General features: G+C 32.3%; 15 protein-coding genes. 12 read left to right on the forward strand and 3 right to left on the reverse strand.

What is annotated here, in order from left to right:
• The first annotated feature begins 12 nt into the window (after positions 1-12).
• The 6 genes from H9636_RS11035 (at position 13) to H9636_RS11060 (ending at position 3,924) form a co-directional block, all read left to right on the forward strand.
• Positions 13-192: a hypothetical protein gene (locus tag H9636_RS11035; protein WP_191707681.1), complete on the forward strand. Its 180-nt coding sequence runs from the start codon at positions 13-15 to the stop codon at positions 190-192.
• Between the two features lie 272 nt (positions 193-464).
• Complete coding sequence (locus H9636_RS11040) at positions 465-1,085, forward strand: NAD(P)-dependent oxidoreductase (RefSeq protein WP_191707660.1); 621 nt, start codon at positions 465-467, stop codon at positions 1,083-1,085.
• A gap of 38 nt (positions 1,086-1,123) precedes the next feature.
• Positions 1,124-1,747: a nitrilase-related carbon-nitrogen hydrolase gene (locus tag H9636_RS11045; RefSeq protein ID WP_191707661.1), complete on the forward strand. Its 624-nt coding sequence runs from the start codon at positions 1,124-1,126 to the stop codon at positions 1,745-1,747.
• 318 nt (positions 1,748-2,065) lie between these two features.
• A complete protein-coding gene (locus tag H9636_RS11050; RefSeq protein WP_191707662.1) occupies positions 2,066-2,188 on the forward strand; it encodes a YjcZ family sporulation protein in 123 nt (40 codons plus the stop codon).
• Positions 2,189-2,510: 322 nt separating this feature from the next.
• Entirely contained in the window at positions 2,511-2,954 is a 444-nt protein-coding gene (locus H9636_RS11055; protein WP_191707663.1) for an SRPBCC family protein, read from the forward strand.
• Positions 2,955-3,198: 244 nt separating this feature from the next.
• The gene (locus H9636_RS11060) at positions 3,199-3,924 is read left to right on the forward strand and encodes a metallophosphoesterase family protein (protein WP_191707664.1); all 726 of its coding nucleotides are present in this window, start codon (positions 3,199-3,201) and stop codon (positions 3,922-3,924) included.
• A gap of 303 nt (positions 3,925-4,227) precedes the next feature.
• Here the strand turns inward: H9636_RS11060 and H9636_RS11065 are convergent, their stop codons facing one another.
• Positions 4,228-4,800: a hypothetical protein gene (locus H9636_RS11065; protein WP_191707665.1), complete on the reverse strand. Its 573-nt coding sequence runs from the start codon at positions 4,798-4,800 to the stop codon at positions 4,228-4,230.
• Between the two features lie 320 nt (positions 4,801-5,120).
• Here H9636_RS11065 and H9636_RS11070 point away from each other — a divergent pair, with 320 nt between their 5' ends.
• From H9636_RS11070 to H9636_RS11090, 5 genes are all read left to right on the forward strand, one after another.
• Positions 5,121-5,495, forward strand: a complete 375-nt coding sequence (locus H9636_RS11070; RefSeq protein ID WP_191707666.1) for a hypothetical protein — start codon at positions 5,121-5,123, stop codon at positions 5,493-5,495.
• Positions 5,485-5,979: a hypothetical protein gene (locus tag H9636_RS11075; protein WP_191707667.1), complete on the forward strand. Its 495-nt coding sequence runs from the start codon at positions 5,485-5,487 to the stop codon at positions 5,977-5,979. The genes H9636_RS11070 and H9636_RS11075 overlap by 11 nt, the downstream gene beginning before the upstream one ends.
• A 533-nt stretch (positions 5,980-6,512) precedes the next feature.
• Positions 6,513-7,127: a kinase gene (locus H9636_RS11080; protein WP_191707668.1), complete on the forward strand. Its 615-nt coding sequence runs from the start codon at positions 6,513-6,515 to the stop codon at positions 7,125-7,127.
• Positions 7,128-8,018: 891 nt separating this feature from the next.
• Positions 8,019-9,656 (forward strand): AMP-binding protein, encoded by a 1,638-nt coding sequence (locus H9636_RS11085; protein ID WP_191707669.1) that lies wholly within the window; start codon positions 8,019-8,021, stop codon positions 9,654-9,656.
• A 473-nt stretch (positions 9,657-10,129) separates the two neighbouring features.
• Positions 10,130-10,570: a DUF4279 domain-containing protein gene (locus H9636_RS11090; protein WP_191707670.1), complete on the forward strand. Its 441-nt coding sequence runs from the start codon at positions 10,130-10,132 to the stop codon at positions 10,568-10,570.
• Between the two features lie 540 nt (positions 10,571-11,110).
• On the opposite strand, the gene H9636_RS11095 is transcribed toward H9636_RS11090, so the two are convergent.
• A complete protein-coding gene (locus H9636_RS11095) occupies positions 11,111-12,016 on the reverse strand; it encodes a DMT family transporter (protein WP_191707671.1) in 906 nt (301 codons plus the stop codon).
• Positions 12,017-12,133: 117 nt separating this feature from the next.
• Between H9636_RS11095 and H9636_RS11100 the strand changes: the two genes are divergently transcribed.
• Entirely contained in the window at positions 12,134-13,546 is a 1,413-nt protein-coding gene (locus tag H9636_RS11100) for an aminotransferase-like domain-containing protein (RefSeq protein WP_191707672.1), read from the forward strand.
• Positions 13,547-14,137: 591 nt separating this feature from the next.
• Here the strand turns inward: H9636_RS11100 and H9636_RS11105 are convergent.
• Positions 14,138-14,566, reverse strand: a complete 429-nt coding sequence (locus H9636_RS11105) for a hypothetical protein (protein ID WP_191707673.1) — start codon at positions 14,564-14,566, stop codon at positions 14,138-14,140.
• Positions 14,567-15,948: the final 1,382 nt, after the last annotated feature.

The following is a 15,948-nucleotide window of genomic DNA, read 5'->3' on the forward strand; positions in this document are numbered from 1 at the left end:
AGGTGATTTCATTTGAGTACAATTTTGTTCTTCTTATTTCCGATTTTTGGTATTTTAATTTTTGCTTGGCTAATCGATTTAAGAAGAAAGAAAAAAATTACCGATTCTCATAATCTAATCCCAAACACTAATATTGGAGAAAGTTTAAATTATACAATGGGAGATAATAGATACTCTAGTTGGGGACAATAGTTGATTCTGTTCTTACTTATTAGGATAGAATATAACTTCAATTTGAATGTCCAAGCTTAATTTTACTTATGTGCAGCGAAAACTAACTGTGTGAAACTATTCTTGTTTTGTTCTATAATTGAAAGTTAGTAAATAAAAATGTTCAATCCAGGTTGCTTATTTTTACCTGGATTTTCTTATTGCCACTATCGGTAATATGAGGTAAAGAACTTAATAAGATAAAATAATTTTATGATAACGTAAGATTTTGTTTAATAAATGGAGGTTTTTTTATGAAATTATTAATTTTAGGTGGAACTGGACGAGTTGGTCGTCAAATAGTTACTTATGCCTTGGAAGATCAACATCATGTAACAGTACTAGTTCGCAATCCAGAAAAAATGCAATTAAATCATAAAAATTTAACAATCATTCAAGGAAATGTTTTGAATCAAGAGGATATTGAACGGGTATTGCATGGAATGGATGTTGTGATTAGTGCTCTCAATACAGATGGGACAACCACTCTATCAGAAAGTATGCCATTGATTATTGAAGCGATGGAAAACGAAGGAATCCGAAGAATTATTACGGTTGGAACGGCAGGGATCCTCCAAAGCAGAATTAATCCAAATATATTACGGTATCAGTCAAGTGAATCTAAGCAAAAGTCAACTCGCGCAGCCGAAGAACATCATAAAGTCTACGATATGTTGAAGCAATCAACACTTGATTGGACGATTGTCTGTCCTACCTATTTACCTGATGGCGAAAAATTAGGAAATTATCGTACAGATACTAATTTTTTGCCCAAAGGTGGTAAGAAAATTTCAGTGTCAGATACTGCTGAATTTACATATAGCCTAATAAAAAGTAATGAATATATAAAAATACGTGTAGGTATCGCTTACTAATAATCCCTTAACTAAGTTCGGATGTTTTACCTAGAGTTGTGGCTGAATCAATAGATAGTCCATTTATTACATGCATAGCAGAGGCAGCTCGCGAAAACAAAATTTATGTAATTTGTGGAACGTTGGAAACAAAAAATAATGATCGGAAGTGTGCATATAATACGACAGTATTTATTGATAGATATGGACAAATTTTACACACTTATAGAAAGCACCATTTATTTGATACTTTAAATGAAAAAGAATTTGATACGATTATATCCAGGGAGAACCAGTTTCAAGTAGTGAACACGGAATTTGGAAATATAGGTTTAATGGCTTGTTACGAATTGATGTTTCCAGAAATTTCAAGGCAATTAGTAATGCAAGAAGCAGACATTTTATTTGTTCCTGCTGGCTGGTTTGCAGGAGCTTTGAAGGAGGCGCATTGGGAAATTCTAATCCGTGCTAGAGCCATTGAAAATACTGTGTTCGTTTGTGGTTCGAATCTCGTAGGTAATATCTTTTTTGGTCGTAGTATGATTGTGGATCCAATGGGGGTTATAACAGCAAGTGGAGGAGAAGAAGAAACTTTGATTTTATCTAATATTGATCTTAAACGCATTCACCGTGTAAGAGAAAAACTCCCTAGTGTGCTCACCTTAATCCTAAACCTTATGTAAATGTTAATTAAACCTATTAAGAATTGTTACTAAAATTTCAGCGCGATGATATGGTTTCCATCGTGCTGAATTTTTTTGAATAGCATTATTTCATAAATTCAATTAGAGCTTTTTTGGTAACGATTGAAATTACTTGGTCATTAAAAGATGAGTAAAAGTTATTTTTGAAAAAATCCATATATCATTTCTTTAACTTATGTGAGTTAAAAGCGTCCATAAGGTTGCCTAGTCCTTTTTATTTTTTTATATAATTCCACTTTTGTACATAACAATGTTAAATTTATTTCATAAATTATTAATGGTAGGGAGGTGAAATAGATGTCTTATAGTAACGTAGGCGGTAGTTACGATAATCAAAACAATTTTAGTTTTGCTTTAATCGTAGTACTGTTCATTCTATTAATTATCGTTGGTGCATTCTTTAGCAAGAATTACTACTAATATCAATTCCCTTTAATGTAGTATCCCTCCTCTATTCAAAAGTGGTCTTCCCAGTTGTGGAAGACCATCTTTTTATATTTTTTTGATAAAAATAGCTGTAATTAATTATTTAATAGTCATTTGTGGTTACCACATTGTGAATATTAGAGATATAGGGCAACACGTGTTTATCCTAATAATGGGACACTAAAATGTAATTAGTCAAATGAAATAACGAAAAATTCGATTGATCAAAGTAAAAGAAGTACTAGGGAGTAAAAGTAGATTACCATAGGGTATAATGAAAAAGTATTAAATTTTCTGAAAGTGAGTTGATTTTGTAATGATTACTCAAGTAACAACGAAATTTAAAATACATAAGCCAACGAATGAGGTGTTTGAAGCAATAGTAGATCCTTTAAAAATCGGGAATTTTTGGTTCTCATCAAGTTCCGAAAGATGGGACCAAGGGAAGTCCGTTACATTAAGATATGATGAATACGAAGCTGAACTCGTTATTAATGTATTAGAAGCAGAGGAAAATAAGAAAATCGTGTTTTCATGGGGTGGAGAATCAAATGAAGAAACGGTTGTGAAAATTACATTAAAAGAGTTGGATAATACGAGTACAATTATTGAGGTGACCGAATCAGGTTTTAATGAAGACGACCCGGAAATAGTAAATAAAATACTAGGCCAAAAAGAAGGTTGGGTATATATGTTAACTTGTTTAAAGGGATATTTGGAAAATAATATCTGTACTTTGAGAGCATCATTAATCCATTAGTGATAATAAAAAACCACGATGAACTTGATCGATTTCTTATTTAACTAACTTTCTCTATTAAATTCAGCAATCAGATACTTTCCTTAAAAAAGGAGAGTATCTTTTCATATGAAAGGGCGAAATGTTTAGGAAAGTGAACTCAAATATTGGATTATATAGAATTGAGAGATTAATGGATTTAACTTAATCGATCGGGTAGGTTATTAAAAAGAGTAGAGATATAGGATATAAGGGGGAGCTTATGATGAGGACGGCTATTATTTCTGACATTCATGGCAATATAGATGCATTACAAGCAGTTCTATTAGATATTAAAAATCGCGGCATTCAAAATATATATAATTTAGGTGACAGCTTATATGGACCACTTTTTCCGATAGAAACTTATAAATTATTAGTAAAAGAGAACATTCAAAATATTAGAGGAAATTGCGATAGAATCTTATTAGATCCCAATTCCAATAATCCAACAGTACAATATGTTCAAAATTTATTGGAAGAAGAGCATAAAGAATGGATTTCGAATTTACCCTTTTCTTTACAAACTGAAGACTTTTATTTCTGTCACGGTACTCCCACTAATGATGAAAGCTATTTATTAGAAGAAATGAGTTCAAATGGCTCTACACTTAAAAAGACAGAAGATATTTTGAAATTGGTTAATGGAATTTCGCAGAATATTATTTTTTGTGCACATACCCATATACCTAGAGTTGTATATTTGCCTAATAACAAAATAGTTATTAATCCGGGTAGTGTTGGATTACCTGCCTATGAAGATACATTACCAATCTATCACAAAATGGAGTCTGGTTCTCCTTATGCAAATTATACAATTGTCACAAAAAGGAAAGATAACTGGATGATCGAACAAATACTTATTCCTTATAGTCGAGAGGCTGCTATCATACAAAGTGAAAAAAATGGAAGAAGTGATTGGGTAAAAGCACTGCAAACAGGTAGAATTTAAAAGCAATAAACATTAAATTTATCATCATATACATTCGTTTCTTTACTACGTCTTCCGTCCCAATTTTAATGATTAGCTATGTGGATGAACAACAAATAATTGCTTCTTAAAATGAAATAAGAGAAGGAAAATTCCAATTAGGAAAGCTGGTATTAAAGTTCAAGCAAATGTTCGAGTGGATAAATATATTACTAGGCACTGAATATAATCATAGATACATTAACATTGTACTTAAAAGTAGGTTGATGATAGATAAAGCGTGAATGTGTAATAAAAAAGTCACTCATAAGAGTGACTTAACGTTTAATTAATTTGTTCTAATGCTTCGTTCATTTGATCTTCGTTAGCTTTTACTGCTTCACTTTCTGGAGAATCAACACCACGGTATGCATATTTTAGATTCTGATAATAATCAAAAGCGAAATCTTTCAGTGCACCTTCGCTATTTTTTTCAACAAAATAAGATTTGAAGATATTAGTTAACATCCTTTCGTGATTATCTAATTCACTAAGGTATGTTCCGGATTTATAATCCTTAACGATGTCAGATTTAAATGTTGCTATTTCTTCAGCGGAAGCTTCGTACTCCATTAAAAATGTTTCTAATTCATAAAATTTGTCTGAAGCTGCCCCATCATTTGAAGCGATCTCTTTAATTTTTTCTTCCCAACCTATTGACTCTGTTGCATGTTCTGTTCCAACTTCATTTGTTTCTTCAACGTCTGAATTAACCTCTTCTGAATGATACGTTTCAGTTTGTTGATCCTCAGATGTTTTCTCTTCATTTTCTTTAACATCTTCAGCACTATCTTCATTTCCACAAGCGGCTAGTGCTAAACTTAAAATAAGTGCTGTACTAAATACTAGTTTCTTCATATGTATAACTCCTTTCTATATTAAATTTAGCAAATTAAGGGTTAATTGTCATTTATTAAAATCAAATATAAGAAGACTTCATTTAATTTGTAACCTAGTTTTTATTTCTAACATGTAATATTCTTTCAATTACACTTTTTAAATAAAAGAATATGTTATTAACTTATTTTGACGAGAATTGTATAAAATGAAACTTTCTAATCGTTCAGTACGTTTTTATCAATGACTTTTGTAGTGTTTTGTTGAATTTAATCGAAATTTAGCAGTTTTCAAAGTATAATTACTGGGTCAAATTAGTTTATATAAAGGAGGATTGAACAATGGAATGGACTTTAACTGGACTAATTATCGTGGCAGTACTACTACTCATCTATTCTATGTACAAAAATAAACAAGCTTCAAAAATAGAACAACGCGAAATTGACACGGTATATATGACGATAATGGAGGAGATTACTAAGCTTCAAAACGAAATTCGAGTTTTGACTTTAGAAAATGAAATCCTCTCACAAAAAGTTGGGCTTAGTAATGATGAAAGAGAATTACAGCGAAAATTATTAGATTTATATAATCGAAATTTTAAAGTGGAAGTTATGGCCGCTAAATTAAAGCTTGAAACATCAGAGGTAGAAAAGCTTCTAGCTCCATATACGTCATTAAAACAGGAAGGGAGAAAGGTAGCAAATGAAAGCTAATCTGATAAATAGCTTTGCTGCAGGTCTTCTCATCAGTGCGAGTGTTTGTGGAATTGTCTATTTTTCACAGTCTACTCCCAAAGAACAAACGGATCAGGTGACAGCAAAGTCCCCAACGAAAGAGGAAATGAAAACAAGCCTCTCGGATGCTGGATATGTTATTTTAACTAAAACAGAATGGGAAGAACAACAAGCTGTTGCGCAAAAAGAAGTAGAAGGTCAACAAACTCAAAAAGAACAAACGGACCAATCGGAAAAGCAAGATAATGAGAAAGTAATTTATCGTACGGTTATCAATGTGGCATCAGGAATGACAAGTATTGAAGTTGGAGAGGCATTAGTGCAGGGGGAAATCATTGATAATGCTAGGACCTTTTTCAATGAAGTGGAAAAGAGAGGACTAGAAAATGATTTAAAGCCTGGTATCTTCAAATTGGATAGTAATATGTCGTTGGATGAAGTCATCAATACAATTTTTAAGTAATAATTACTCCTCAATAATTCTTTTATGAATATGCTGCGCTAGTACTTTTGAATTCTACTAATGTATCGTCTCCTCCTACTATTCATAAAATCTGATTTTTTAGGAGATCATATTATTAATGCAATCGTAAAAAATGAGTACAAGCTAAAGAATGCAATTACTCTTAAAGTGAATGAATTTGGATCAAATTGGTATTGAGATATTTAATGGATTAAACTAGTCAAAAAAACTACTAGGTTATTCAACAATCTGGCGTGTTTCTTGAAAAGGAATGCGCCTTTTTCATTTAAGGACATAATGATAGATGATAATATGCTACATAATACAATAGAGTGAATCATGCATGTTAACGCTTTCATTCAAATAGCTTAATATTATTGGAAGTAGTAAATTAATTTGTTATAACGTTGATGGTGAAGCAAAGTATCTGCTATTATGTCTTTCCTATCTTCTTAATTTAGTTTATTTGTCCATATTAACTGGTACTTAAACTAATCACAATAAATTAAAACATCTGAAGGGATGTCATTTAAATGGATGAATATGATAATTTGATTTATCAAATAAAAGAGGGATACGAAAAACATATTCCAACAAGACCTTATATCGTTGCTCTAGATGGCTTATCGGGTGCTGGCAAAACAACATTTGTAAAGCAGCTAAAAGGAATTCTTGATAATATTGTGATAATTCATATTGATGACCATATAGTAGAAAGATCCAAGCGATATGAGACGGGACAGGAGCAATGGTTTGAATACTATCAATTACAGTGGGATACCAAATATTTAATCGAACATCTTTTTCAAAAAATACAGCAAAACGTTTCATTTTTGAAATTGCCTTTTTATTATAAAGAAAAGGATACTCATATTAACAAAATAATTAATTTATCTACCAACAGCATTGTAATAATAGAAGGCATCTTTCTTTTACGGGACGAGTGGAAAAATTTTTATGATTACATCATTTTCTTAGATTGTCCTAAAAAAATAAGATACGAACGTGTACTTCAACGTGATACATATATTGGAGATTTAGAAGAAAGATTAGAGAAATATAAGAAACGATATTGGGTGGCAGAAGAATACTATTTAAAAAAGCTAAAACCTTATGAACTAGCTCATTATATTCAAAAATCTATTTAAGTTTATCAGTTCAGGTTTCCAGGGGAACTCTTAGTAAAATAATAAGTGAGAGTTTGTGTAAATTTTATTAATCTGACGGGTGTTTAAATTGAATAAGAATTTTCGTGTTTGTTGAAGGAGGGCCATTTTTAATTTTTATTTGTCTAATAATATATCGAACACTAATACTTATCGCCTATCGATAAACCAAGACCAAAGCATTCAATAAATATTTACGACACTTCTAGAATAATTATGATTTAGGTAAGAAAAGGAAATCGGGTGGTGTTCATTTATAAAAAAGTGGAAATGGATAGGAGGAATTCTAGCGGTAGTCTGTGGTATAGGAACAGCTGGTGGATTTATATTAGATCAGACAGAATATATAGTGGTGAAAAATACGGTCCCAACTGGGCAACCTGTGGAAGTGAATTATCATGATATTAAACCTGATTCCGAAGTGTCTGAATTACTCCGTTATCAAAAGAAGAGGTTCTTGCTAAGTTGCCGATAGCAACGGTGAACAAGTAGCGGTTAAATTATGGCTAAAAGAAGAAGTCGATTTAGATAAAGCGTTTGAAGCTTTTGGTATTGCTCACGGATTTGTAAAGGCTCGAAGAATGAACGAGTATACATATGTCTATGAGTATGCAATTGTACCGATGTACTGGTCACACAATATCAAATCATACCCCCATGAAACTGAAAAAAGAAGATAATATCAAGCCGAAAATAATAACGAGAGCACTAGATTCTATTCATTTATCTAAAACTTGAAATCAATATTCTCATTTTAGAAATTTTATAGCGTAAATCCTGCAATTCGAACATAAATAACCTTCTTAGTTTAATATAGTTGTGATATATTAAACTTATATTTCTGAATATTTCGAAATAAGGGGTGGGTGTTTTATGAGTAACAATTTAATCAATCAAGTAGATGTAAGTCCATTAATTCACCAATATAAAGGACCGTTTTCTTCTGTAGTTGAATTACTTTGTGATCGCCATGATGGTGAGCGGATTGCGTTTCATTATGAGAATGCTAGTGGGGTTAAACGCAGTTATTCATATGGGGAGCTGAAACGTCATTCATTACTATTTGCGAATGTTTTAAAATCTTTAGGAGTGAAAAAGGGGAAAAGAGTGGCGGTGTTATTGCCTAAAGGATCGGAGTTAATTATTTCAGTATTAGCGATTTGGCGTTTAGGTGGGGTTCATGTACCACTTTTCACAGCATTTGGTCCACAAGCAATCTATTATCGTGTCGAGAATAGTGGGGCTGATGTGATCATCACGGATGCAGCGAATCGATCAAAGTTAAATGGAACAATTGCAGGAACGGATGCCATTGATAGCTCAAAGGTGAAAATCATTACAGTTGATAAAAATGAAGTAAATGATGATTTGGATTATTGGAGTTCCTTCAAAAATGTACAACCTTTAGAATTTAATGAAGTTGTGACGAAGGATGATTTGTTCGTCATTCTTTATACATCCGGAACGACTGGGCATCCAAAAGGTGTACAAGTACCGGTGTATGCGCTTGCTGCTTTTGAGGCATACATGCGATATGGATTAGATGTTCGTGAAGGGGATGTATTTTGGAACATGGCTGACCCGGGATGGGCATATGGGCTGTATTATGGTTTAATTGGACCTTTACTACTAGGTGGAACTTTTATCGTATATAGCGCACCTTTTAGTGTAGCAAATACAATTCGCGTATTTCAGGATTACAACGTAACGAATTTTGCAGCGGCACCAACAGTATATCGATCAATGCGTGCCGAGTGGGATGATGTGACAAGTAATGGGGCTGAACGCTTGAAATTACGAGTTTTATCGAGTGCGGGGGAACCACTTAATCGCGATGTAATTAATTGGGCAGAGAAAAATTTGGGATTACCGATTTATGATCATTACGGACAAACCGAACAAGGGATGGTAATTAATAACCATCACCATACTACTTTACAAAATACTTATAAACCAGGTTCAATGGGGCAAGCGATGCCGGGATTTAAGACAACAATATTAAATGAAAAGGGTGAAGCAGTAGGACCAAATGAGGAAGGTCAAATTGCTATTGATACAGAACAATCTCCACTGTTTTGGTTTAAAGGATACTATCAAAATGAAGAGAAAACAAAGGAACGATTTTTATATGGTAACCGCTATTACCTGACTGGAGATGATTCTAGCTATGACGAAAAGGGTTTCTTCTATTTTTCTGGTCGTAATGACGATATTATCTCTAGTGCAGGCTATCGAATAGGACCGTTTGAAGTGGAGAATGCCATCATGGAACATGTAGCTGTGTCTGAGACAGCAGTTGTCGGGGTTCCCGACGAACGCCGAGGTGAATTAGTAAAAGCTTATGTTGTTCTAAAGGCAAAATATACGCCTAGTGACCAACTTGCAAAGGAAATTCAACTGCATGTAAAAGAGAACTTATCTGCACATGAGTATCCTAGAATAATCGAATTTGTAGCGGCTTTACCTAAGACGCCAAGTGGTAAGATCCAAAGGTTTCTTTTAAGAGGATAAGATTCTTTAGAGACTAAGGAACGAATCATGTCTATCGAAGAACACTTGCAAAAATTGGATGTTACAGTTAAATAGACAGAAAATTACCCTTATATTTGGTATAATGGACAAAGTGAGGGTATTTTTATGCTTAAGGAAAAGATAAACCACTTATCTTCTATTATATAAAATATTTATGGTGCTGGTTTAATAGTAACGATACTTGTTTTAAAAGATAAAATAACAATATATGAAGCGACTTTGGCTTCCACTGATGAAAAAATTCGTGGATGTCACTTATTTTCTAATTAAACCTCAAAAATTAGATAATAGGATTTAATCTGCAACAATCAGGCATTTTCCTTGAATAAGGAAAGGGCTTTATTTAATTAAAAGCCCAGATTTTGGAATAAGTCTAGAGATACAAAATGGTAATTTTAAGTAAATATATTCAGTGTTATAATGATTTATAAATTTCGAGTATGGAGGGCTAAATGGAAAAAACCACTTTATATGCATATGTATCCTTTATAGGGAATGAGAATGTTGTTGATTTTCCATTAGAGGTATTGACCGAGAGATTAGGTGTTCAACCGACGGAGACTTGGCGTGTTGGGGATAAAGTAAACATTAATTATTCCCGTGTTCGCTCATTTACCTGCTGGAAATATGAATCTGAAACTCTAGAAACATTAGATGTAGATGATGTTTTACTTCCAATTTTGAATGTTTTTCAATCTAAAACAGTTATTATTAATCAATTAAAGAAAGAATTAAATTTAGATGTACGGATTGAACTAGTAATTGCTATGATTGATGGTTACACACCTGGTTTAGTAATCTCACCCGAATTCAGTAGCTTTGCTGCTGCAATTGATGCTTATATTGATATCGATATGTATGTACGGCCATTTAGTGAACCTGAAGTAGAATAACAAATGACCTTATAAATAAATTTAAACTCATAATAAAGGTCTCAAATTAAATTGGGATTACATCTTATTAGCCACGAACATTATAAAAATAACGTTTTGAGGTTTTCTTTATGCTGATCTTTTATGGCCTATTGGTCTGGGAACGAAGGTGGAAATAGAAATGAAAATTAGTCTAGACCTTTATTCTTGATAAAAGGGAAATCAATGACATAGAAATATATGAGAAACCACTATTAATAATAAAAAATAGTTTTTCAATTATAGGACGCTTTCCTTGAATATGGAGAGGGTCTTTCTTCATGAATAGGCTAGACTGTTGGGGAACGTTTTCATTGGATATTATTGTTGAAATATAGAGCAAGATAAGAATTAACCCCATTTCGATCAATCTTTTTTCTAAATTAAGTTTTTCCATTTGCTGATAAATAAAGTATCAAGTTATTTTTTTATCAACCGAAGAATAAATAATGACAACATGTATAGAGGGTTACTGTTCTCATACTTGTTGTCATCAAACTGAAGTGTTCATTGATTACTAGTTTAAACTTTGAGCATGTTATTTTCTTTAATAAATTCTTCTTTCTTTATGTTTGCAATAAATACCCCTATTAAAGTAATTAAGCCCCCAGTTACGGCAGAAAATTGTGGAACTTCACCAAGCCAGATCCATGCGATAAGGAATGCAAATACAGATGTTAAATAAAGTGTACTTGTTGCTTCAGCCGCTCCATTTCGTGAAGTAACATAAGCTAGAGTAAAATAAGGAATGATTGTTGGAAAGATTCCAAGATACAAAATAACTAATGTTGTATTTAACGGGGCATCCATAATTGCTTCATTTAGGCCAGGTAAGAAAAATAGCATAAATATGGTACCTGACCAAATTGCGTACATCGTAAAGGGAATAGCCCCATACTTTTTTAGATATCGATGTTGAAAAACAAAATAAATACTTTCTGAAAGGGATGCTATTAAAACGATAATAATCCCAAAATTAAATGAAAAACTTTCATTTGAATCTCCAACAGAAATAAATGCTACCCCACAAAGACCAATAAGTGAACCAAGCCATCCCCATAATCTAAGTTTCTCACGATAAAAGAAGACAGCTAATAAAGCAGTGAATATAGGAGTTGTTGAAACAAGTAAACTCGCAATCCCAGCACTAATAGTTTGCTCTCCATAATTTAGTGCTACTTGATATACGGTGAAACCTATAAAGCCAAGTAATAGAATAATAGGGATATCTTTTAACTCAGGCAATGGGGTTTTTGTAATAATTGCTATGATTATTAATACGAATGAGCCGACTAATAATCGTAAAAGTGATAGATGTTCAGGCGAATAGGCTGACAATGCAACTCGTATTCCTGGAAAAGCTGATGCCCATAAAATGATTGTTATGAAATGAGCAGAAATAATCTTAAAATCAAATGTTTTAAACATGAATACACCTCTTATCCAACCAATTAAATTTATGTTTTCAATATTAATAGGTTTTTGCATATATTTCTCCAACCGGTTAAAATAAAAAAAACCAACCAGTAAGAAGAGAGATTACATATGAAAAAACCAAAATATCAAATGATTATTGATTTTATAAAAGAAAAAATTGCTAAAGGGGAGTGGGCAATCGGAAGTCCCATACCCAGTCAACGTAATTTGGCAAAACAGTTCCAGGTTAATCGTAGTACAGTAATAACGGCATTAGAGGAATTGATGGCAGAAGGACTACTAGAAGGTAAAGCAGGGAAGGAAACAGTTGTCACGAATAATACATGGACTTTGATGGGTGCGAAATCCTCAACTAACTGGAATGAAAACGTCACTTTAGGAATTCATAAACCTAGTGTATCTATGGTGCAGGAGATTAACGAAGCTGAATCAAATACGAACCTTATTCAATTGAGTAAAGGGGAGCTATCACCAGAGATGTTCCCCTTAGAAGATATGAAATTCATCGTTCAAAAGGTATCGAATCAATTGACCTCGTTTGGATATGAAGAGCCGAAAGGAAATATAAATTTACGCAAAGCCATTAGTGACTATTTAATGGTAAGAGGAATCGAAGCATCGCCGTCGTCTATTCTCGTAGTTTCAGGTGCGCTCCAAGCTTTACATTTAATTTCAATTGGATTACTAAAAAGAGATTCTACGGTATTGCTAGAAATGCCGTCCTATCTTTACTCGTTGAATGTTTTTAAGTCTGTGGGGATGGAGTTGCAAGGATTAGCGATGGACAAGGAGGGGCTAATCATCGATTCTATTTATCTAACAAAGGAAAAAGGAAAAAATATTTTATATACGATTCCAACCTTTCATAATCCGACAGGGGCCTTAATGCAAGAAGAGAGACGAGAGAAATTAATTGCCTATTGTGAAAGAGAGCAGCTGCCAGTTATAGAAGATGATGTGTACCGTGATTTATGGATTGATAACCCACCACCTAAACCACTAAAAGCAAGGGACCTTTATGGAAATGTATTATATGTTGGGAGTGTATCAAAAACCCTTAGTCCAGGATTACGAATTGGTTGGATAGTTGGCTCGGAGTCAGTTATTAATCGATTAGCAGATTTAAAAATGCAATCCGATTATGGATCAAGTACTCTTTCACAGCTCGTTGCCGCAGAATGGCTATCTAGTAATTTCTATAATACTCATCTTGAGAAAGTAAGAGAACAACTTAGAGTTCGTAGAAAAGTTGCTTTAGATGCACTGGATATTTATTTGAGTCCTTATGCGACGTGGGACATCCCAAAAGGTGGATTGTTCATATGGGTAAAAATAAAACCCGAATTTAAAGTGAAAAGGCTGATTGAAAAAGCATTTTCCAACAATATTCTTCTAAATCCCGGTAGTATTTATGCTGAAAAGTCAGGACAGTTTATACGAATCTCTTATGGGTATGCTTCACTCGATGAAATAAAAGTAGGTATTTTCAAATTAAGTGAAATTATTAAAAATTCATTGTAGAAATTTGGAGAGTTGAATATTTGTTAATAACAATAAGGTTGTTAAGTGATTAAGAAATATAAAATTGTTTATTCAACAGTCAGGCGTTTTTGTGGAAAAAGAAAAAATGATTTCGTTTAAAATAGCCATATGTTATGATTCTTTAATTTTACGGTTGAGGATAAAATGGTTATTGAATATTTAATCCAGGTTTTAACTTCCTGGATTTCCTTATTGTCAAAATATGGACAAATGTTCTGTAGTTAACTAAAAATGGGAACGAATTTCTTTATGCAGTGGTGGTATCGTAGTTGATGTCACGGTGTATATAGAGTAGGGGAAGTTGCTAGCTGAAGTGTGTATTGGAATTATATTGTGAAGTGAAAAAGCCCTCTATTTTTCAGAGGACTTATAATCGATAAGTGATGTTTTATCACTTAGTGAGGTTTTGTAGTTTCGGTTGTTCCTATAATGAGATCCCGCATTTTTTGATTACTCATACTAAACTGTAAAAATATCACTTGTATCGAAAAATAATCAGTCGTGTTCTTAATGCACACAATTATTTGGTAAGAATATTCTCAATTCTTCTGATTAATTGCCTAACAACAACTAGTCTTTCTCAACTGTATATCTAACTTGTTTAAAGACTACAATATCTCCATCTTCAGTATCATCTGTAGTTTGCCAAAGTTGGACTTTTGGCTTGTAGTCAGTTCTATGAGCATCTTTAATACCTTGAATGTTAAGCTCGTAGGATTCATTATTCTTGATTTTTTGTTCAAATATTTTTTTATTGGCAACAGAAATAAACGTCACTTTGTTTTCGTCAATTCCTTCAGTCATAAATTCTAATTGATTGTCCTTTGTTGTAATCGTTGGTGTTAATAATTCAATACTTCCATTTCCAGTTTCTTGTTTAGTAGCAATTTCATAATCAGATTTATCACTTGGATTTAAAGAACTTTCTATTAACCCTGAACATCCGGATAAGGTAAAACCAGCAAATAGAATAAAGCTTAATCCAATTATCTTTTTCATAAGATACCCCCTGAAATTTATATGGTTATATGAAGAAAATAAGGCAAGAGTATATACATTTTTAATTCTTCAATTCATATTTTGTATATTTATTATATAATTTTAAAATTTATAAAAAACCGACCTCATACCTAACTTTAAATCGGTCTAGAGGATGAGATTGACGATTAATTTTATATATCAATGGTTATGGAACAAAGAATTCAGCAGTGTGTATTTCAACATCCGTAGATAAGTTAAAGGAGTATAATCAATGAAAACAAGATATATTCAGGAATTTGGAATACGTTCAATTTTAAGATGTAAAAATAAAACACAACTTGGAATTGATGAGCTGAATAAAAAACGGATTGAACCCTCTAGATACTTTGTAGTGCGTTCTGTAATTCAATCTGAAACATTAATAACCTTTATAGTTGTAATAAAATGTTGTTTACACTTATATTAGCATTAATATCAATAAATGTTAAATGCTTACTGTTTTGTAAACAAACTTAATATTACAATACGTTAAAAAGAACAACAAAATACACGCCATTGAACTTATATATCTTAGTTATATCTTATGTATAAGATAAAGGAGGTCAAATGGGCAAAATACAATTTAAGATACCGTGAGACGTTCAAGCACAACGAAAAGTTCTCACAAATGGGAAAAGGTTGATAAATCAAAAGGAAAGTAGAGACTTTAAGTCATTTGATAATTAGTAGCTGCAAAAGATGAATTTCTCATTTTGCATGATATTAAAATATACAATCATTTACGTAAATAAAAATACCGAAAACCATTGATATTAAAGCTTTCGGCAATATGGTCTCGACAGGGTTCGAACCTGTACCATCACCTTATCGAATAGATGGTTAGAAAAAAGTGAATTTAAATGAGATTAAATAAGCAAAATTAGTCTGATCTATTAATCTTTTTAAGGAAATTTAAATCAGCTCAGTTAAATTAGTTCAATACAAAAAAATTCTGCGGATAAATTGCGGTCAAAAGAGTAAACAGGCAGTCTGTATTACTCTTTTTTATATACCTGTAATATCTATCTTAAATTGTTATATATTCGGAATGGTTGTGGTACTTATATTAAAAAGGGCTATTTGAAAATCATCAATTCAAGAAGTACATCTGTGGTTTTGAAATAAATTCGAATATTTTGGAGTGGAAATTTGGCATAAAGTTTGGAAATTTTTAAAAAAATTAAAGGGAAAGTTAATTTTATTCCACAAAACCAGCTAATAGTTGTCAAGATTTTTCAATAAAAATATTAAAACCTACATGCTATACTAAAAAAAGGGTACACCAAATAAGCCTTCCTCTTTAAAATTGGAAGGTTTTGTTTTATGTGCTTAGATATACTTTTTAATCCTCGTTTTGGAAG

Source organism: Ureibacillus galli (genome assembly GCF_014836845.1).
Classification (GTDB): Bacteria; Bacillota; Bacilli; order Bacillales_A; family Planococcaceae; genus Ureibacillus; species Ureibacillus galli.